We start from the raw sequence: 18,754 nt of genomic DNA, 5'->3' as shown, positions 1-18,754 counted from the left end.
TCGCGATTTTAAACCGCGATTTTTTGTTACAAGTTCATCTTCAAAATCCTTGATTATGGGTAAATATAAAAACAAATTTTACCCAACTGATCCTTCCATCTCATAGCTAATCAAGCGGTTCAGCTCAACTGCATATTCCATTGGAAGTTCTTTTGTGAAGGGTTCTACAAATCCCATAACAATCATCTCTGTTGCCTCAGATTCTGACAAGCCACGGCTCATGAGGTAATAGAGTTGTTCTTCTGAAATCTTAGAAACCTTAGCTTCGTGTTCCAAAGCAACTTGCGAGTTATGAATTTCATTAAATGGAATAGTATCTGATGCTGATAAGTCATCCATGATAATGGTGTCACACTCGATGTGAGAAACAGATTTCTTAGAGTTTTTGTTAAAGGTTACTTGTCCACGGTAGTCCACCTTTCCTCCGCCTTTAGCGATGGATTTAGACACGATAGACGAACTTGTATGTGGAGCATTGTGGATCATCTTAGCACCAGTGTCTTGGTGTTGTCCTGCATTAGCAAAGGCGATAGAGAGCATAGTACCACGCGCCCCTTCTCCATCTAGGTAAACGGATGGATATTTCATGGTTGTTTTGGCACCCAAGTTTCCATCGATCCACTCAACAGTGGCATCCTTTTGAGCCTTAGCACGTTTTGTTACCAAGTTATAAACGTTATCAGACCAGTTTTGAATAGTCGTATAACGCATATAAGCTCCGTCCAAGGCGAAGATTTCTACGATGGCCGCATGCAAGCTGTTGCTTGAATAAGTTGGTGCCGTACATCCTTCTACGTAGTGAACACTCGCTCCCTCGTCAACGATAATCAAGGTACGTTCGAACTGACCTGTATTTTCGTTGTTGATACGGAAGTAAGTTTGAAGCGGAATATCTACCTTAACACCTTTTGGTACGTAGATAAATGTTCCACCTGACCATACTGCTGAGTTGAGGGCAGCCAACTTGTTATCTGTCGGCGGTACCAACTTGGCAAAGTATTGTTTAAACAAGTCTGGGTATTCCTTGAGGGCAGAATCTGTATCTGTAAAGATAATCCCCAATTTCTGGAACTCTTCCTTCATGTTGTGGTAAACCACTTCTGACTCATACTGAGCAGAGGCACCAGCTAGATAAGCACGCTCAGCTTCAGGAATCCCGATACGCTCAAAGGTTTCTTTAATTTTTTCAGGAACTTCATCCCAAGAGCGAGCAGGTTTATCAGATGGTTTTTGGTAGTAGATCAAGTCATCAAAGTCAATCTCTGATAAGTCTGCTCCCCATGTTTGCATGGGCATTTTTTTAAAGGTTTCATAAGACTTCAAACGGAATTCTAACATCCACTCAGGTTCTCCCTTAGCAGCCGATAATTCGCGAATGACATCTTCGTTTAATCCTTTTCCTGTCGATAGGACAGGCTCTACATCATCATGGAAACCAAATTTATATTCACCAAGATCAATTGGTTTTGGTTCTACTCTTTCTTCAGCCATAATATCCTTTCTTTCATTCTTCAGTTTTACTGATTCATAAGACATAAGAAGCTTGTCTTACTGTTTTTCTTGATTTTCAATTGTTTTCTTCAGGGCATTCCAAGCTAGGGTTGCACACTTAATTCGTTGAGGGAATTTGGCAACACCTGACAAGAAGGCTGCATCGCCAAGTTTGTCTTGACGTTCATCTTTTTGCCCTTGAACCATTTCAGAAAAAATGGTCGCAAGTTCTAATATTTCTTGTTTGGTTTTTCCTAAAACGGCATCTGTCATCATGCTTGCAGAGGCAGTCGAGATGGTGCAACCTGAGTTTAGAAAAGCGATATCCTCCAAGCGGTCTTCTGCATCAAACTTGACAGAGAGATTGATGACATCTCCACAGGTCGGATTATTGAGACTGATTTGTTCAGCGTCTTCTAACTTCCCTTGATGATGTGGATTTTTCGAATGGTCTGCTACCACTGCCATATAAAGGCTATCTAGTTTAGAAAGTGCCATTGAAAAACTCCTTTGTCTTTTGTAAGGCATCGACTAGCTTGTCGCAATCTGCCTTGGTATTGTAAATATAAAAACTTGCGCGAGCTGTTGCTGGGACATCCAAATACTGGAGCAAAGGTTGCGCACAATGGTGACCTGCTCGAACTGCCACACCTTCATAATCCAGAGCTGTAGCAAGGTCGTGAGGATGAAGATTCCCAAGGTTAAAGGCAATGACACCTGAACGTTGAGACAAGTCCTGCGAACCATAAATGGTCAATCCTTCTATCGCCTGCAATTTTGGATAGACATACGAGATTAATTCCTGCTCATGAGCTTCAATGGTATCCATACCAATCTTTTCCAGATAATCCACTGCTGCAGCTAGTCCGATAGCACCTGCCATATTTGGTGTTCCAGCCTCAAATTTCCAAGGCAACTCCTTCCAGCTAGCAGATTGCTCATAGACGAAATCAATCATCTCACCGCCAAATTCAACTGGTGACATTTGCTCCAGATACTTTTCTTTGCCATAAAGAACACCGATACCAGTCGGACCAGCCATCTTGTGACCTGAAAAGGCAAAGAAGTCCACATCCAAGTCCTGGACATCGATCTTCATATGAGGCGTAGATTGAGCACCATCCACCACCATGATGGCTCCAACTTGGTGGGCCATTTGCGTGATTTCTTTAATCGGATTGACTACACCCAGAACATTTGAGGCGTGAGCTAGGGAAACAAACTTGACTCTATCAGTCAATTTAGCTCGCAAATCATCCATATCCAGAGCTCCGTCCTTGAGATAGACATAGACAAGCTCTGCCCCAGTCTTACGGCAGGCTTCCTGCCATGGAATGATATTGGAATGGTGTTCCATGACGGAAATCAAGACCTGGTCTCCCTCAGTCAAGACTTCCTCAGCAAAGCGCGCTACCCAGTTCAGACTGGTCGTCGTTCCTCTAGTGAAGAGAACTTCCTTTATTGAGCCTGCATTGATAAACTTACGAATGGTTTCACGAGCTGCTTCATAAGATGCTGTTGCTCGTTCAGCCAAGGTATGAACCCCACGGTGAACATTGGCATTGTCCTGCTCATAGTAGCGGTTAATCGTCTCCAGAACTGCTAGTGGTTTTTGTGTCGTCGCAGCATTGTCCAAATAAACCAATGGTTCATCATTAACAATCTGGTCTAAAATTGGAAAATCCTTGCGAATCACTTCTACATCTAACATAGTCTACCCCTTAGCGTTTTGACAATTTTTCTTCGATAGTTGCAATCATTTCATCACGAACTTCCTTGACTGGAATCTCAACGATAACGGAGCCAAGGAAACCACGAACAACCAAACGTTCTGCAGTTGCCTTATCTAAACCACGGCTCATGAGGTAGTACATGTCTTCTGGATCCACCTGACCGATAGAAGCTGCGTGACCTGCAGTAACATCATTTTCGTCAATCAAAAGGATTGGATTGGCATCTGAACGAGCTTGGTCTGAAAGCATGAGGACACGACTTTCTTGTTGCGCATCTGCTCCCTTGGCCCCCTTGATAATGTGCCCGATACCGTTGAAGGTCAAGGTTGCTTTTTCAAGAATAACCCCATGTTGTAGGATATTTCCGATTGAGTTGCAACCATAGTTAGTCACTCGAGTATCAATCCCTTGTACCTGACGACCACTTGAAAGAGCTACAACCTTGAGATCTGCATGGCTACCATTTCCAATCAAGTCGCTATCAAAGTCAGCAACGACGTTTCCTTCGTTCATGACACCGATTGCCCAGTCAATGCTTGCATTGTTGCCTAATTTACCACGACGGCTAATGTAAGCAGTGACGTTTTCACCTAGACGGTCGATAGCCGCAAACTTCACTTGAGCACCAGAACGCGCAATTACTTCTACTGTGATATTAGCAGTTGCTTTGGCACTTCCTTCACCGCGTGACTCTAAACGTTCTAGATAACTAATCTTAGAGTTTTTACCAGCGATAATCATAATATGCTTGTTAAACGGCACATCACTATCGCTGTCTTGATAGAAAATTCCTTCGATTGGTTCTTTAATCTCAACGTTATCAGGAATATAGAGAACAGCACCACTATTGAAATAAGCTGTATGGTAGGCTGCCAACTTGTCATCGTCATACTTAACAGATGACATGAAGAATTCTTCGATCAGCTCTGGAATTTCTTCTAAAGCTGAGTGGAAGTCTGTAAAGACGACACCCTGTTCAGCCAATTCAACTGGAATTTGCTCAAAAACAGTTTGAGTTCCTACTTGTACCAACCTCAAGTGATTATCTAGAGCTGTGAAATCTGGAACATTTGCTGATGGCTCACTTTCTGTAATCGTTCCATCACCCAGATTCCAACGGTGGAATTTGACACGCTCAATAACTGGTAATTCCAAAGTCTCAATCTTGTCAAAAGCTTTTTGACGGAGGTCAGCCAACCAGCTTGGTTCAGCGTGCATTTCTGAAAAAAGTTTAATATTTTCTTTAGTCATTTACTTCTCCTAAAAGATACGAGGGAATTACAATTCTTCCTTGTAGTCGTAGCCAAGTTCTTCAGCTAGTTTTGCGTATCCTTCACGTTCCAAACGCGCAGCCAATTCTGGACCACCTGAAAGGACAACACGACCTTCCATCATGACGTGTACCACATCAGGTGTGATGTAGTTCAAAAGACGTTGATAGTGAGTGATAATCATAGCACCAAAGCCTTCACCTCGCATAGCATTCACACCTTTAGAAACAACTTTAAGGGCATCAATATCAAGACCAGAGTCAATCTCATCCAAAAGGGCAAAAGTTGGTTCCAACATCAAAAGTTGAAGAATCTCATTGCGTTTTTTCTCACCACCAGAGAAACCTTCGTTGAGGTAACGCTCAGCCATTTCTTCTTTCATGTTGAGTAATTCCATCTTCTCATCCAATTTAGTGATAAACTCACGAACTGAAATCTTCTCATCGTCTTCTTTACCAGCATTCATAGCTGCACGAAGAAACTCAGCATTGGTAATTCCAGGAATTTCTGATGGGTATTGCATAGCAAGGAAAAGTCCCATACGCGCACGCTCATCAACTTCCAACTCAAGGATGTTTACGCCATCAAACAAGACTTCACCTTTGGTAACTTCATAGTTTGGATTTCCCATGATAGCTGCAGAAAGAGTCGATTTACCTGTACCATTTGGTCCCATGATAGCGGCGATTTCTCCTGTTTTCAGGGTCAGGTTAACCCCTTTTAAAATTTCTTTTCCTTCAATCTCAACGTGAAGATCTTTGATCTCTAATACTGACATGATAGTTCCTTTCTTTTTCAAGGCCTTTACAGTTCTTACTGGAAACATACTTGATTTCCCTAGAAAATACGGTAAAAGGTCAATAAATATACTTTTATAGTATAACAAAAAAAAGCCTAAAAGGCTTTGATTTTGTCTAGAAGCTGAGGACTAGTCTTTTCCTTTTAAATGTTGGTCAATGACATCTACTATTTTACCCATCAAGTAACTAACTCGGAAATTTCTAAAGAGCAAAATGGCCCAAAAGGCTGCCATAATATAACGACCAGTCATCCAGGCTTCATTGAAAAAATAGGTCTCAGCAGCTGTAAACAGCGCGATGATAATAAATTGTTGTCTATTCATAAACTTATTGTATCATGAAATCTTTCTTTAGTCTTCCTCTACCTTCACTTTATCAGCCAAAAATTCAAATCCTTCTGGAATCAGGCTTTCTTCTGCTTCTTTTTCAGTTTGAGAAGATTTGGCTTTGGCTGAAAAGGCTGCGCGAACTTCTTTCCATTCCTCCATGGAAATGGCTAAAATCTCAGGTGAAAAACCTGCTGCCTGACTGAGGATGTTACCAAACATAGTGTTGAGATTGTCCCGTTTCATGGTTTGACCAGCATTGAAGTTAGATTCAAAAGCAAGAATAGCATGGTGTTCATTGGCTGCAACCGGTTGAGAACCAGCTAGCAGAGCCTTATCAGGACCTCCAAGACTTTCAATCACCACTCCCCAGGAATTCTGCAAGCGAATCAGATTTTGACGTGCTAAATCAGGATTTTCGACAGCCTCTTGTAAGATAGATTGAACCTTATTGCGATCCACACGATAGATTGTCTTTCCTGCTGTTGGACGACTAGGAGCTGGATTTGTTGGCTTAGATACGGTTCCCACATTGGCAAGTTCTTGTTTGAGACGGGCAATTTCCTGTCTCAGTGCAGAAATTTCACTTTCAACTGTCCCAGAAAGAGCTGGTTCAGGCTTAATCTCTGCCAAACGGATAGTCATCATCTCAGCATAAATTTTGGGCTGCAAACTAGACTTAATATCTGCTAAACTGACTGTCGCCAAGCGAATCATTTCAAACAGATTTTCCTGAGGGAGTGCCAAATTTTCTACAAAGACTGGACTATGATGAGTGTTTTCTCCCCCTGTTTGAACAATTAACAAATCTCTTAAATAGTGTAAAAGGTCGGTCACAAAACGAGTCATGCTCTTACCATTGTCAAAGAGAAGATTTAAGCATGCTAGGGCCTTGGGAACATCCTGTTGAGACAAGGCGGCCACATAATCATCCAAGGCTGATAGACTAATAGTACCAGTAATTTCTTCAGAGATGGCAGTCGTCAGTTCGTTTCCCTGTGTCAAACTCAGGGCTTGATCCAAAATAGACAAGGCATCTCGCATTCCACCTTCAGCCCGTCTGGCAATGATTTCCACAGCCTCTGGTTCAGAACTGATATTTTCTTTTTCTAAAATATAGTGGATATGTTCCTTAATATCCTGTGTCTTAATCGATTTAAACTCAAAACGTTGCACACGAGATAGAATCGTAGCAGGAATCTTGTGCAATTCAGTAGTAGCCAAAATAAAGACCACATTCTGTGTTGGCTCTTCCAACGTCTTTAGGAGGGCATTAAAAGCCCCTGTAGACAGCATGTGAACCTCATCTATGATATAAACCTTATAACGAGCAAGGCTAGGCGCATAGGTAGATTTATCACGAATTTCACGAATTTCATCAACCCCATTATTAGAGGCTGCATCCATTTCGATGACATCTTCTAAACTACCATCCGTCACCGCTTGGCAAATATAGCAGTTATTACAAGGTTCACCACCCACTTGATTGGGACAGTTCATAGCTTTGGCAAAGATCTTAGCCACACTAGTTTTTCCCGTTCCACGTGGACCAGAGAAAAGATAGGCATGACTTATTTTCTCTTGCTCTACTGCTTGTTTAAGAGTCTTAGCCACAACTTCTTGACCAACCAACTGGGAGAAGTTTTGACTTCTATATTTTCGATAAAGTGCTTGATACATTAGGCTTTCTCCCCAAACATTGTAAAGTCCCATTCTGTCTTTTCAAGCAAAATAGCGACAAATTGTTCCAAATAATCTCGATCCATAGCATCATAATCATCAAGCTCTGAAGAATCCAGATCCAGAACTCCAAGTAATTGACCATTCTTTATCATCGGCACAACAATTTCACTTTTAGCTCGACTATCACAAGAAATATAGTTGGGATAAATTGTTACATCACCAACCAGAACCGTTTCCTGAAAATGAGCTGCCTCCCCACAAACACCTTTGCCTAGTGCAATACGGATGCAGGAAACACCTCCTTGGAAAGGACCTAGAACCAATTCCTTTCCATCGAACAGATAAAAGCCTGCAAATACGGTATTAGGTAAGCGTGATTTTAGAAGAGCACTGGCGTTGGAAAGATTAGCCAAAACATTGGTTTCACTATCCAATAAAAAAGAGAGCTCTTCATTTAACATTTGATAACGTGATTGTTTTTCTGATTCTAACATAGGACTATTATATCAAAAAAGGCTTACAGACAAAAGAAAAATCCCTTGTTTAGTAAACAAAGGATTTTGTGAATTTTCAATTTGATTAAAGTTCGATATCACCGAACAAGTCAGCCATTGAGAATCCTGTTTGTGTTTCTGGAAGTTCGAAATCACGTTTTTCTTGACGTTTTGGACGACGTGGACGAGCAGCACGTTTTTCTTCTTTTTGTCCTTCTTCTTGAGCTGGACGCTCTTCAAGAGCTTTGATAGAAAGTGATACGCGCTCTGCATCTGCGTTAACTTCAAGAACTTTAACTTTAACTTCTTGACCAACTTTAAGAGCTTCTTTTGGATTTTCAATACGTTTGTGTGAAATTTGTGATACGTGAACAAGTCCATCGATACCTGGCAATACTTCAACAAATGCACCGAAGTCAGTCAAACGTTTAACTGTTCCTTCTACTACATCACCTTTAGCCAATTTTTGCTCAACGCCATCCCATGGTCCAGGTGTTGTTGCTTTAAGTGAAAGTGATACGCGTCCTTCTTCTTCGTTAAGATCAAGGATTTTCACTTCAATTTCTTCACCAACAGTTACAACTGATTTTGGTGATACGTTACGTTCATGTGACAATTCAGTCAAGTGAACCAATCCGTCAACACCACCAAGGTCGATGAAAGCACCGAAACTTGTGATACGTGCAACTTTACCAGTTACTACATCACCAACAGCCAATTTACCGAATACTTCAGCGCGAGCTGCTGCTGTAGCTGCTTCAACAACTTCACGACGTGAAAGGATGAAGCGGTTTTCTTTAGCGTCAACTTCTTTGATTTTAGCATCAAATTCTTGACCTACAAAACGCTCAGTGTTACGTACGAAACGAGTATCCAACATTGAAGCTGGGATAAATCCACGAACACCTTCAAATTCTACTGAAAGTCCACCTTTAACGGCACGAGTTCCTTTAACAGTAACAACTTCTTCTTCGCGACCAACAAGTTTGTCCCATGCTTTGCGAGCTTCAAGGCGTTTTTTAGATACAAGGTATGTAACTGTATCAGTATCTTTACCAACTACTTGACGAAGTACAAGAACATCCAATACTTCTCCTACTTTAACAAAGTCATTGATATCTGCATCGCGATCGTTTGTCAATTCGCGAAGAGTCAAGACACCTTCAACACCAGTTCCAGAGATTGCAACGTTAGCTTGAGTCGCATCAACTGTCAATACTTCAGCACTAACAACATCACCAGTCTCAACTTGGCTAACGCTATTTAGCAAATCTTCAAATTCGTTCATCTAAAAAATCCTCCAACAATCAAGTTTTTCTTAAACTTGACATACTTATAATTTTTTTCCTAAGCACCCGCAAGGACATGTTCATATCGTTCACGTCTTTCAATTATAAAAATAAAATACCCTAAGATATTTTGCTTTTTATCTTGATCATTACCTAAGAACTGGGGTAGCTGGATTCGAACCAACGCATGAGGGAGTCAAAGTCCCTTGCCTTACCGCTTGGCTATACCCCATTGATGAAATGGAGAGAGAGGGATTCGAACCCCCGAACCCGAAGGAGCGGATTTACAGTCCGCCGCGTTTAGCCTCTTCGCTATCTCTCCTACAATCAACATGGACTATTATATCATGAAAATTTCAAAAAAACAAGACTTATTTTGCTAAATTATAATTTTCAATCAAAATTTCCACAGCTTTTTCCAATTTTTTATAAAAACTATCGACGTTTCCATTCTTTATGATGGCAAATTGTCCGTCTAATTCGGCAATTTCTCCGATAACTTTTTTACCAATTGTCAATGTATAGCCTTCAAAACTGTCTTTTCCTACATTAACCTTGGCATCTGCTACTTGAATTTCAATTTTTTTATCTTTCTTACTCATTTCATACCTCTCTTCACTTTTTCTATTTTACAAGAAAATCCCAAAACTAGCAAGAAAAAACTCTATATCGGGCTTGTCCGATATAGAGTTTTCCGCATTATTTAATGTGTTTTTCTAGTTCTTTTTGGTACTTACCATTTGATTCCAATTTTTCTTTTTGCCATTTTTTCAGTGCTTCTTCATATTCTTTTGTTGTAACAATATCTTTTTGCAATTTCATTCCTTTAAAGATATATGGGTCACCCTTAATACCAACTTGTGAGTATGGTTTTGAGAATGGCACGACATTACTTACAACTGGAGAACCACCAGATGAGGCTGTTGGCATCAATAATGAACTATCTGTCAACCAAGCTTGAGCCTTGGCATATTTTTCATAGCGTTCTTCAAGATTTGTAGTTTCTGAATCTGCATCATCCAATAATTTCTTATATTGGTCCAAACCAAGTTTAGCTACAACATCCTTATCTTTCCCTTTAGTAATACCAAGGTGTTTCATAGCAGAACCTGATTTAGGATCCATGATATTCAAGTAAGATGCTGGGTCTTGATAACTTGGAGCCCATCCTGTACTGTTCAAATCATAGTCTTTTTGAGAAGGAACACGCGCTTGAGAAGTGATTGTTTCCTTTTCATTATCTGTCATTTGAAGAACATCGATGACAACATTTTCAGCACCAAGAGTTGATTCGATAGACTGTTTGAAAGAGTTACTTTGTTGAACGGCGATGGTATCTGTTTGTTCAACTGGGACATCCAAGTGAATTGGGAATGTTACCCCTTTAGATTCCAAGTCTTTCTTAGCTTTTTCGAAAGCAGCTTTAGCCTTGTCAGGGTTGTAGATAGAATCCTTACCATCCACTAACTCAACACCTTTCCATTGGTCACCATAGTTCACCAACTCTGCTTGAGCGATTTGACCAAAGTTCTTACCCCCTGCTTGTACAAAGTTGTCAGGAACAAGGCTGTTACGAATAATCTTGTCCGCACCGTCTTCACCATTTAGCTGAGCAGCATAAGAATGGCGGTTGAAGGCAAAGTTGATAGCCTGACGGAAGTCCTTATTAAGCATAGCTTCTTTTGTAGAAGTCTTTTGCTCTTCACTGGTTTTCGCAGTTTTATTATATGACTGACGATTTACGTTAAAGGTGAAGTAATAACTACTTGAGTCCTGTGGGCTATAGGTGATTTTGTCTCCGTATTGTTCCAAAGTAGAAGCAAAGTTTGAGCTACTTGGGAAGAGACGGGCTGTCGTATAGGCACCTGAAGAGAAGCTACGAATCAACGATTCCTGATCAGAACCATCGTAGTAGGTCAATTTAATCTTCTCGATTTTTACCTTTTCTTTATCCCAGTAGTTTGGATTTTTCTCGTATTCGATTAACGATTTAGAAGTCAAGGTCTTCAAGATATAAGGACCATTGTAAAGAATCCCTGCTGGAGTAACTGCTCCATAATCTTTACCTGATGCCTTCAAAAACTCTTCATTTACAGGCAACATCGTCGCTGTTGTAACTTTGGAGTTCCAGAAACTTTCTGGTTTATTTAGGGTGTATTCAACTGTATAATCGTCCAAGGCCTTAACACCAACTGTAGAGAAATCATTGGTCTCACCAGTCATGTAGGCATCCAAACCCTTAATTGAATTTTGGATGAGCGAGACACCGTCTGACTTACCGTCAGCTACGTGTTTCAATCCTGTTACAAAGTCATGGGCTGTTACTTCTGCATATTCTTCACCTTCAGAAGTGTACCATTTAACTCCTTTACGAAGTTTGTAGGTATAAGTCAAACCATCTTTTGACACAGACCAATCCTCAGCCAAGGAAGGGATAACATTTCCGTACTGGTCGTTTTCCATCAAGCCATCAACCACGTTCCCGATGACATCTGTTGTAGATGTACGTGTCGCTATACTATAGTCCAAAGATGCTGGATCTACTGCATAGACATATGAAAATGTTGTCGGTGCATCTGCTTCTTTATCAGCTTTTCCACAAGCCACTAAAAGAGCTGTTGTGCTCAGGACCACTCCTGCTGTTAAGAGCCACTTTTTCGATTTCATCAAAAATCTCCTTTTGTTTGTTTTAATCTACTTTTACAATCCAACCTTCTGGCGCTTCAATATCACCAAACTGAATACCAGTCAATTCATCATAGAGTTTACGAGTCACAGGACCTACTTCTGTTTCACTATAGAATACATGGAAATCATCACCGTGCTGAATTCCACCAATTGGTGAAATAACTGCTGCTGTACCACAGGCACCTGCCTCTACAAAACGGTCAAGGTTATCAATTGGGACATCTCCCTCAATAGGAGTCAAGCCCAAGCGGTGTTCTGCTAAATAAAGCAAAGAATACTTGGTAATAGATGGCAAGATAGAAGGACTCAATGGTGTCACAAATTCATTATCAGCCGTAATTCCAAAGAAGTTAGCTGAACCGACTTCTTCAATCTTTGTATGTGTTGAAGGATCTAGATAGATAACATCTGAGAAATGACGTGACTTGGCCAATTTCCCTGGCAAGAGACTTGCAGCATAGTTTCCACCAACCTTAGCCGCACCTGTACCATTTGGTGCTGCACGGTCGTATTCATCCTGAATCAAGAAGTTGGTTGGAACCAATCCACCTTTAAAGTAATTTCCAACTGGCATAGCAAAGATGGTGAAAATGTATTCTTCTGCTGGTTTTACCCCAATAATATCTCCGACACCAATCAAAAGAGGGCGAAGATAGAGGGTTCCACCTGTTCCGTATGGTGGTACGTATTCTTCATTCGCACGGACAACTGCTTTACAAGCTTCTACAAACATTTCTGTTGGAACTTGTGGCATCAAGAGACGGTCACAGGTACGTTGTAAACGTTTGGCATTTTCATCAGGACGGAACAGTTGAACACTGCCATCCTTCGTACGATAAGCTTTCAAACCTTCAAATGCTTGTTGTCCATAGTGAAGACTTGGAGAAGACTCTGAAATATGCAAGGTTGCATCTTCTGTAAGTTCTCCCTGATTCCATTGTCCATTTTTAAAATGAGCAATATAGCGATAAGGTAATTTCATATAGGAAAAACCAAGGTTTTCCCAATCAATCGTTACTGTCATATTCCACTCCTTATTCTAAAAACCTATTTCTTATATTCTACACTATTTTTCTAAAATAGCAAGTATATTTTGTAATTTTCAGAAAATTTCTTCAATAAAAAGAACCAGCTCTTAGAACTGATTCCTTTTACAAGTGAAAAATTAGTTATTTTCAACTTTTTCATCGTATTTTGGTCTTAGTGTTGTACCTGAATTAATAATTGTACGTTTTTGAACAAGAGGAAGGTCAGTGCGATTATAAACTGTACGCCATGGTTCCCAAACAAGACCTGTTTTTTCTTGAATCTTCACGCGTATATTACGTACATTTCCTTTAAATTGAAGTTCAGTTTGGAAGCCAGCTGTTCTGTTTTTACCATTATCTTCCCATTGACGTGAGCGAATGCTTTCAACTCCATCCTTATCATAAGTTACTTCATCCCAGTAAACATAGTAACGAGCAATGTAAGCTCCCTTATGCTGTAAATTGAGGTAACCATTTTTATATGAAGTCACTTTAGTTTCAATGTAGTCTGTATTGCTTTGAATTGTGGCTACTTGATTATCTTTCAAGAATGCAGTCTTATAAGAAATTGGAACAGCAGGGTTTTGTGTACTGAAAGTAGCTCCTTCTTGAATCAATTTCTTCAAATCTTCTACTGTACCTGTCACAACACGTGCAGCGCCATCAGCATTTCCACCTACGATTGAAACTGTTACAGTTGTATTCTTCAAGACACGTGCCCATTCAGATTCTGGTTTAATAGGCACTCCTTTGATGACAGCATTGATTGCCGCTTTCAACTCTGTACTCTTGCTTGTTGTTTCAAATTTGACATACATTTGACGTCCGTATGAAACGCTTGAAACGTATACAGGAGGTGTTTTTTCATCAATTCCACGTGCTTTCAATTGATCAACCGTTACTCCTGAAGCAAATACATCTGATGGATTTTTTGGAGCATCAAAGTTAGCAGTATAGTAAATTTGTTTAAAATCAACAACTTCGATTTGTTTTTCACCCTTGTTCACAGCCTCAAAATCAATTTTCAAATTAACACCGACTTTTTCAAAATCACTTCCGAATTTTGCTTTCAATTGATTCATGCTGTAAGCAGAAGTTGATTCGTACTGCATACGTGCTGGAGCAGGATTTTTCGCAGCATATTTTTCATGCCAACGATTTAACAAGGTATTCACACCTTCCTGCATACCACTTGCAGTTGGATTAGCATCTACATAGCTATCTCCGCCTACCATTCCTGGCAAATCAACACTAATTCTACCTTTGCTACGATCTAAACTAATTTGTTGTGGTTTATTTTCTAGGAGGTCTTGATTTGCTTTAAACAAAGCACCTAGGAAGATATCTCCGTTACCATTAATGGCAACATCTGCAGAACCATTAGAAAGGTTTTTCTTCACTTTTTCGACAACCACAAATTCATTTCCTTGTTGTTTTGTGCTTGTATTAGTGTAATTTTCTAATGCTTCGCCTTTTCTAGTTAAAATATTTAGTTTATCGTAATTTAAACCAAATAAATAGTTATTTAGCTCTGCAGTATAATCTTTTTTAGCTTTACTTTCTGTTTTAACTTGGTTTTCTGTTTTCTTATCTGTTACTACTTTTTCTTCTTTTACAGCACGATATACTTCAACTTCTGCCAAACTAAGAGGAGTTTTAGATTTATTTAATTCAATTTTTACATACCGTGCATTAACTCCTGAGAATTGAACATCAACTGTTGGTTGATTGTTTAAGCTATCGACATGTTGACGAGTTACTTCCTTACCATCTTTATCTAATAAAATAACATCAAAATTAGATAAACGATTAGCTACAACTCCATCTCCACGATTGTAAATACGAACAGTTCCCACACCTTCTTCTTTTGCTAGATCAACTTTCCACCAAGAATGATCTTGAAAATCTGTATGAGTAACTGAACGATTGTTCCAGGCATTATCACGATTACCGTCAACTGCTCTAGAAGCCTCCCCTTCATAAGCAGTCGAACTCTGACTTGCAGACTTATGAGCAGCAATATTTTCACCAGCAACTGCAGCAACGCTTGGTTCTGTTGCTTTTACTACATTTGTTTGAAATACAAGGCCAGAACCTAGCAAAAATGTTGCAATGGCAACACCACATACTCCAACGCTACGTTTACGAATAGAAAAACGAAATCCTTTATCTTGTTTGTTTCGAGACATACAAAACTCCTATATATATTTAAACGAATTATTTCTTGAACGCGCTTTTTTGAAACAATAAGAGTATAACATAAAAATATTATAGATGCAAGCGTTTTCTTAAAAAATATTATTTTTTATTAGCTCAACTTGTATAGTTGTTCATATGTTAATAATTTCACATCTAAATACAAAGCGGTCTATACCACTAAAAACAAGAAAACGAACAGGCTTCAGTCTCTATCAGTTGGGAATCAGCACTGTTCGTTTTTGTATATATAATCAAATTCAATTCTTAAATCTATAACTTAACAAATTTCTCAATGAAAAGCTTTTCATTGTTTTTATCATTTTTTAGATTCAAATTCTGTATAAGTTTCCTGAAGATAGGCATCAAAAACTTCTTCATCTGAAATGGTATCTGATATGAAGCTTCCGTTGCTAGTTCGTTCTGACAGGTTCAAGTCTTGCAATCGGCTTTCATAGATTGTTCCTTTGTTGGATTGAACAAGCAGAGTTTGGTCATTCTCTTCCACTTCTGTACTGAAGAGATCACCTACAAATCCTTGCTCTGCAACTGCACCAGCCAAGAAGACACGATGTGGTTTGTTTTTCAACTCACGCAAAACTTGTAAACCACGTTTGGCACGGCTGGTTGCTGGAATTTCCTCAATGGAAACACGTTTCAAACTTCCACGCTGAGTCAAGAGGTAGAAGGACGAGGTATTACAGATAAAGGCCGATTGGAGGACATCATCTTCTTTCAGGTTCATAGCCTTGACACCTGCTGCCTTGGCACCGACAACCGGAACCTCTTCAATATTGAAACGCAGTGCATAACCATTTTGGCTAATCAAGAGAACATCATCCAGTTTAATTGGAGCCACTGCCACAATCTGGTCTGTCTCGTCTTTAAGCTTAGCATACTTAACAGACTTAGACTTGTAGGTCCGCCATGGGGTGAATTCTTTTCGTTCTACACGCTTGATTTGACCAAGACGAGTTGCAGCAAAGTAGGTTGTGGCATCATCAAACTGATCTACTACTTCCACATAAAGGATTTCTTCGTTAGTTTCAAAGTTTGTAATAGTCTGGCTCAGATGCTCTCCGATGTCCTTCCAGCGAATGTCTGCCAATTCATGGATTGGTCGATAAATGACATTTCCAAGAGTCGTGAACATCAAAAGATGCTGGGTTGTCTTGGCAGATTGTACAAAAATCAAACGGTCATCATCACGTTTGCCAATTTCTTCCAAGGTGGAAGCCGCAAAAGAACGTGGGCTGGTGCGCTTGATGTAACCTGCCTTGGTCACGCTGACATAGGTATCTTCCTCAGAAATTAGACTAGCTGTATCAATCTCAATGACTTTAGCTGTATCTTCAAGAGAGCTTAGACGTGGTGTCGCAAATTTCTTCTTGACCTCACGAAGCTCTTTCTTCATGAGATTGTACATAGTCCGTTCGTCACCAATGATCGCTGCAAGCATGGCAATCTTTTCACGAAGTTCTGCTTCTTCTTCCTGCAAGACAACTACGTCTGTATTGGTCAAGCGGTAAAGTTGCAAGGTAACGATAGCTTCAGCCTGCTCTTCTGTAAAATCATAGCTGACCTTAAGGTTTTCCTTGGCGTCAGCCTTATTCTCAGATGCACGGATAAGCGCAATGACTTCGTCCAAAATCGAAATCACGCGAATTAAACCTTCGACGATATGAAGACGCTTCTCAGCCTTTTCCTTGTCAAAGCGTGAACGTGCCAGAATGACTTCACGACGGTGGGCGATGTAGCTAGATAGGATTGGAACAATCCCAACCTGACGAGGCGTGAAATTGTCAATCGCCACCATATTAAAGTTGTAGTTGATTTGTAGGTCGGTGTACTTAAATAGGTAGTTGAGAACAAGCTCCGTATTAGCGTCCTTCTTGAGTTCAATAGCGATACGAAGACCATCACGGTCAGACTCATCACGAACCTCAGCAATACCTGCCACCTTATTATTTACACGAACATCATCAATCTTCTTGACTAGATTGGCCTTGTTGATTTCATAAGGAATCTCAGTAATAACAATTTGTTCCTTACCACCTTTTAGCTTTTCAATCTCAGTTTTGGAACGAACAACCACGCGCCCCTTACCAGTTTCATAGGCCTTTTTAATCTCGTCACGACCTTGGATGATAGCTCCTGTAGGAAAGTCTGGCCCAGGCAAGAATTCCATGAGTTTGTCCACCTTGGACATTGGATGGTCAATCATGTAAACTGTAGCATCAATGACCTCAGCCAAATTATGGGGAGGAATATCTGTGGCATATCCAGCCGAAATCCCAGTCGAACCATTAACCAAAAGGTTTGGAAAGGCTGCCGGCAGAACAGTTGGCTCTTTTTCAGTATCGTCAAAGTTCCAAGAAAAAGGAACGGTCTTTTTCTCGATATCTTGAAGAAGGTAACCTGCAATCTCAGACAAACGTGCCTCGGTATAACGCATTGCAGCAGGCGGATCACCGTCCATAGAACCGTTATTACCGTGCATTTCAACTAAAATCTCACGATTTTTCCAGTCCTGTGACATACGAACCATGGCATCATAGATAGAAATGTCACCGTGTGGGTGGAAATTCCCCATGATATTCCCGACAGACTTGGCTGACTTACGGTAGCTCTTGTCAAAAGTATTGCCATCCTTATTCATCGAATAAAGAATACGGCGTTGAACCGGCTTCAACCCATCACGAATATCTGGCAAAGCTCGGTCTTGAATAATGTACTTGGAGTAGCGACCAAAGCGCTCTCCCATGATGTCCTCGAGGGACATGTTTTGAATGTTAGACATATAGGATACAGAGCCCGTAAAATACCAAGTGAAAATAGAAAATTCTTGAAATAAGCAAGCTCACAAGAGAATTTATCTTTTTCACCCAGCATTGGGGGCGTGTTCAACTCCTTTCAAAGAATGTAGAGTGTGTGTAATGATAAAAGGATGTAGAAAGTCTTAGTCCCGTGTTCAGTTACGATAAGTAACTAAACTATCCTTTCTGTAGTTTAAAGTGTTTAAAATTTGTTGCTTCAGTTAGTAATAAGGAGTTTTCACACAGTATTTAGGGCGTGTTCAACTCCTTTCGAAGAATGGAGAGTACATATTATGGAAAAAGAAACAATATAAAGTAAGTAAGTTTCATACAATTCCTGTATCGTCATTTCCACTTGAAATGTCTACTCCACAAATCCTCGTTTATACTTGATATGACTGGCTATATTGCTATCTACATCTTTCTTATCCCAAAGTTGAAGTTCCCATGGGTAGTAAAAATTACTTTTATTTTTAAAATAGATATGAATACCGACATAACCATCTTTATCACGTAAATACCAGTTTTTTAGTCCGTAATTCTCTTGCCAATCATCTAACTTCTCCATGACTTGAGCTATCTCTTTGGAACTTAAAATCATACGAGCACCAAAAATATCATTAAGAATGGAATTCACAGGATAGCCCTCTTGACGCTCTGAAAAACGTGTAATTTTATCTAAAATAGACTCAGAAGTCTTGACACGATAAACATAGGCAATATCTTGGACATCCGCTTTCATCAGATAGTCATTAATTGACTCATGTAAATTTAGACGGTAGGCCAAAATCGCTTTAGTCGGAACTTTAGAAAAGGTATGCTTGAGATTGATTTTCTCCACCTTACCCGTTTCAAAATAATCTTTAGAGTATTCTAGATGAATACGATTAATCTCTGTAATGAGGCGTTCCACTTTTTCAATCATGAGTCTTCTCCTCT

General features: G+C 40.0%; 15 protein-coding genes and 2 tRNA genes. All 17 read right to left on the bottom strand.

The window, feature by feature from the left end:
• Positions 1-78: 78 nt before the first annotated feature.
• Positions 79-1,491, bottom strand: coding sequence for a Fe-S cluster assembly protein SufB (gene sufB, locus M1F55_RS06070; RefSeq protein WP_000797054.1), 1,413 nt, complete (start codon positions 1,489-1,491; stop codon positions 79-81).
• A 57-nt stretch (positions 1,492-1,548) separates the two neighbouring features.
• Positions 1,549-1,989, bottom strand: a complete 441-nt coding sequence (gene sufU / locus M1F55_RS06065; protein WP_033684976.1) for a Fe-S cluster assembly sulfur transfer protein SufU — start codon at positions 1,987-1,989, stop codon at positions 1,549-1,551.
• On the bottom strand, positions 1,976-3,202 hold the full coding sequence (locus tag M1F55_RS06060; protein WP_024057119.1) for a cysteine desulfurase: 1,227 nt from the start codon (positions 3,200-3,202) through the stop codon (positions 1,976-1,978). Before M1F55_RS06060 ends, sufU begins: the two co-directional genes overlap by 14 nt.
• Before the next feature lie 10 nt (positions 3,203-3,212).
• The gene (sufD, locus tag M1F55_RS06055) at positions 3,213-4,475 is read right to left on the bottom strand and encodes a Fe-S cluster assembly protein SufD (RefSeq protein ID WP_024057120.1); all 1,263 of its coding nucleotides are present in this window, start codon (positions 4,473-4,475) and stop codon (positions 3,213-3,215) included.
• A gap of 27 nt (positions 4,476-4,502) precedes the next feature.
• On the bottom strand, positions 4,503-5,273 hold the full coding sequence (gene sufC, locus M1F55_RS06050) for a Fe-S cluster assembly ATPase SufC (RefSeq protein WP_000114489.1): 771 nt from the start codon (positions 5,271-5,273) through the stop codon (positions 4,503-4,505).
• Between the two features lie 150 nt (positions 5,274-5,423).
• A complete protein-coding gene (locus M1F55_RS06045) occupies positions 5,424-5,618 on the bottom strand; it encodes a DUF3272 domain-containing protein (protein WP_001081602.1) in 195 nt (64 codons plus the stop codon).
• A 27-nt stretch (positions 5,619-5,645) separates the two neighbouring features.
• The gene (gene dnaX, locus M1F55_RS06040) at positions 5,646-7,301 is read right to left on the bottom strand and encodes a DNA polymerase III subunit gamma/tau (RefSeq protein WP_024056680.1); all 1,656 of its coding nucleotides are present in this window, start codon (positions 7,299-7,301) and stop codon (positions 5,646-5,648) included.
• A complete protein-coding gene (locus tag M1F55_RS06035; protein ID WP_214617325.1) occupies positions 7,301-7,798 on the bottom strand; it encodes a GAF domain-containing protein in 498 nt (165 codons plus the stop codon). Before M1F55_RS06035 ends, dnaX begins: the two co-directional genes overlap by 1 nt.
• 85 nt (positions 7,799-7,883) lie before the next feature.
• A complete protein-coding gene (gene rpsA, locus M1F55_RS06030; RefSeq protein ID WP_001001630.1) occupies positions 7,884-9,086 on the bottom strand; it encodes a 30S ribosomal protein S1 in 1,203 nt (400 codons plus the stop codon).
• A gap of 161 nt (positions 9,087-9,247) precedes the next feature.
• Positions 9,248-9,319 (bottom strand) — tRNA-Gln (locus M1F55_RS06025).
• Positions 9,320-9,328: 9 nt separating this feature from the next.
• A tRNA-Tyr gene (locus M1F55_RS06020) sits at positions 9,329-9,409 on the bottom strand.
• Positions 9,410-9,458: 49 nt separating this feature from the next.
• Positions 9,459-9,689, bottom strand: coding sequence for a DUF2969 domain-containing protein (locus M1F55_RS06015; RefSeq protein WP_000037113.1), 231 nt, complete (start codon positions 9,687-9,689; stop codon positions 9,459-9,461).
• Positions 9,690-9,786: 97 nt separating this feature from the next.
• On the bottom strand, positions 9,787-11,754 hold the full coding sequence (locus tag M1F55_RS06010; protein WP_000837408.1) for a peptide ABC transporter substrate-binding protein: 1,968 nt from the start codon (positions 11,752-11,754) through the stop codon (positions 9,787-9,789).
• A gap of 22 nt (positions 11,755-11,776) precedes the next feature.
• Positions 11,777-12,799: a branched-chain amino acid aminotransferase gene (locus M1F55_RS06005; protein WP_033681953.1), complete on the bottom strand. Its 1,023-nt coding sequence runs from the start codon at positions 12,797-12,799 to the stop codon at positions 11,777-11,779.
• 141 nt (positions 12,800-12,940) lie between these two features.
• Positions 12,941-14,992, bottom strand: coding sequence for a thiol-activated cytolysin family protein (locus M1F55_RS06000; RefSeq protein WP_247947488.1), 2,052 nt, complete (start codon positions 14,990-14,992; stop codon positions 12,941-12,943).
• Between the two features lie 326 nt (positions 14,993-15,318).
• Entirely contained in the window at positions 15,319-17,799 is a 2,481-nt protein-coding gene (gene parC / locus M1F55_RS05995; RefSeq protein ID WP_247947487.1) for a DNA topoisomerase IV subunit A, read from the bottom strand.
• 380 nt (positions 17,800-18,179) lie between these two features.
• On the bottom strand, positions 18,180-18,740 hold the full coding sequence (locus M1F55_RS05990) for a nucleotidyltransferase family protein (RefSeq protein WP_247947486.1): 561 nt from the start codon (positions 18,738-18,740) through the stop codon (positions 18,180-18,182).
• Between the last annotated feature and the right edge of the window lie 14 nt (positions 18,741-18,754).

The organism is Streptococcus mitis (assembly GCF_023109235.1).
Lineage (GTDB): Bacteria > Bacillota > Bacilli > Lactobacillales > Streptococcaceae > Streptococcus > Streptococcus mitis_DA.
This window is presented reverse-complemented; position numbering and strand designations above follow the sequence as displayed.

Excerpts from the sequence above, each read along its gene's own strand:
- sufB (WP_000797054.1), bottom strand. The coding sequence starts at position 1,491 with ATGGCTGAAGAAAGAGTAGAACCAAAACCAATTGATCTTGGTGAATAT.
- sufU (WP_033684976.1), bottom strand. The coding sequence starts at position 1,989 with ATGGCACTTTCTAAACTAGATAGCCTTTATATGGCAGTGGTAGCAGAC.
- M1F55_RS06060 (WP_024057119.1), bottom strand. The coding sequence starts at position 3,202 with ATGTTAGATGTAGAAGTGATTCGCAAGGATTTTCCAATTTTAGACCAG.
- sufD (WP_024057120.1), bottom strand. The coding sequence starts at position 4,475 with ATGACTAAAGAAAATATTAAACTTTTTTCAGAAATGCACGCTGAACCA.
- sufC (WP_000114489.1), bottom strand. The coding sequence starts at position 5,273 with ATGTCAGTATTAGAGATCAAAGATCTTCACGTTGAGATTGAAGGAAAA.
- M1F55_RS06045 (WP_001081602.1), bottom strand. The coding sequence starts at position 5,618 with ATGAATAGACAACAATTTATTATCATCGCGCTGTTTACAGCTGCTGAG.
- dnaX (WP_024056680.1), bottom strand. The coding sequence starts at position 7,301 with ATGTATCAAGCACTTTATCGAAAATATAGAAGTCAAAACTTCTCCCAG.
- M1F55_RS06035 (WP_214617325.1), bottom strand. The coding sequence starts at position 7,798 with ATGTTAGAATCAGAAAAACAATCACGTTATCAAATGTTAAATGAAGAG.
- rpsA (WP_001001630.1), bottom strand. The coding sequence starts at position 9,086 with ATGAACGAATTTGAAGATTTGCTAAATAGCGTTAGCCAAGTTGAGACT.
- M1F55_RS06015 (WP_000037113.1), bottom strand. The coding sequence starts at position 9,689 with ATGAGTAAGAAAGATAAAAAAATTGAAATTCAAGTAGCAGATGCCAAG.
- M1F55_RS06010 (WP_000837408.1), bottom strand. The coding sequence starts at position 11,754 with ATGAAATCGAAAAAGTGGCTCTTAACAGCAGGAGTGGTCCTGAGCACA.
- M1F55_RS06005 (WP_033681953.1), bottom strand. The coding sequence starts at position 12,799 with ATGACAGTAACGATTGATTGGGAAAACCTTGGTTTTTCCTATATGAAA.
- M1F55_RS06000 (WP_247947488.1), bottom strand. The coding sequence starts at position 14,992 with ATGTCTCGAAACAAACAAGATAAAGGATTTCGTTTTTCTATTCGTAAA.
- parC (WP_247947487.1), bottom strand. The coding sequence starts at position 17,799 with ATGTCTAACATTCAAAACATGTCCCTCGAGGACATCATGGGAGAGCGC.
- M1F55_RS05990 (WP_247947486.1), bottom strand. The coding sequence starts at position 18,740 with ATGATTGAAAAAGTGGAACGCCTCATTACAGAGATTAATCGTATTCAT.